Annotated in this window: 1 tRNA gene and 1 rRNA gene; both read left to right on the forward strand. The window is 45.7% G+C overall.

Features of this window, described 5'->3' with window-relative positions:
- Nucleotides 1-46: 46 nt before the first annotated feature.
- Nucleotides 47-121, forward strand: a tRNA-Glu gene (locus D1646_RS21680).
- A 118-nt stretch (nucleotides 122-239) separates the two neighbouring features.
- Nucleotides 240-326, forward strand: a 5S ribosomal RNA gene (gene rrf / locus D1646_RS21685); the annotation flags it as partial.

Here is a 326-nt window from a genome sequence, read left to right on the forward strand (position 1 = left end):
CTTAATCAGTGGGTCCCGGGTTCGAATCCCTGAAGGCGCACCATATGGCCCGTTGGTCAAGCGGTTAAGACGGCGGCCTCTCACGCCGCAAACATGGGTTCGATTCCCGTACGGGTCACCAAATTAAATTTCTTCTTGACTTTTTGAGAAAGTCAGTTATAATACTTACTGTTGAGAAGACGGTAAGGAGAGAAAAAATAAGTTTTTCTTTGCTTACTTTCTTTTCAAAGGAAAGTAAAGTTGGTGTTTATTAGGGCGAGGGTCCACCCGTTCCCATTCCGAACACGGAAGTTAAGCTCGCTTCTGCCGAAAATACTTGTCTGGAG

Source organism: Pseudoflavonifractor sp. 60, assembly GCF_009911645.1.
Lineage (GTDB): Bacteria > Bacillota > Clostridia > Oscillospirales > Oscillospiraceae > Lawsonibacter.